This window comes from Campylobacter sp. RM9328 (assembly GCF_012978615.1).
Genome location: NZ_LIWF01000089.1, coordinates 1 through 343 on the forward strand (window position 1 = coordinate 1; position 343 = coordinate 343).

Genomic DNA, 343 nt, shown 5'->3' on the forward strand with positions numbered 1-343 from the left:
ACTTGGCGTATCTAGTGGATTAAACGCTGATATATTAATAACTGCTTGGCTATTAATATTAACCCTGTTATTGCCACTAAAACTAATTGATTGTAACTTCATATCATCACTCCTAAATAGTTATAAAACTGACTATTTCTAATCATAATATCCGCTTCATTTAGCATTAAATCCAGTTTATCTAACCTATCTTTAGCTAGCTCATTGCTACTTTGATACTCATCTTTTAGCTCTGCTAAGCTTGGCAATTCTAGCTCATATTTAATCCTATAAGCCATCGTAGCACCAGCTTTTATAGCTAGGGCTAATCTATTAGCTGATAATTTAGCATTAGCGTGGATTA

The 343-nt window shown here is 32.9% G+C and carries 1 protein-coding gene; it reads right to left on the bottom strand.

All coding sequences use genetic code 11. The features are described from left to right. Nucleotides 1-98: 98 nt before the first annotated feature. On the bottom strand, nucleotides 99-343 hold a 245-nt coding region (locus CCAL9328_RS10820), incomplete at its 5' end, for a hypothetical protein (RefSeq protein ID WP_211436860.1).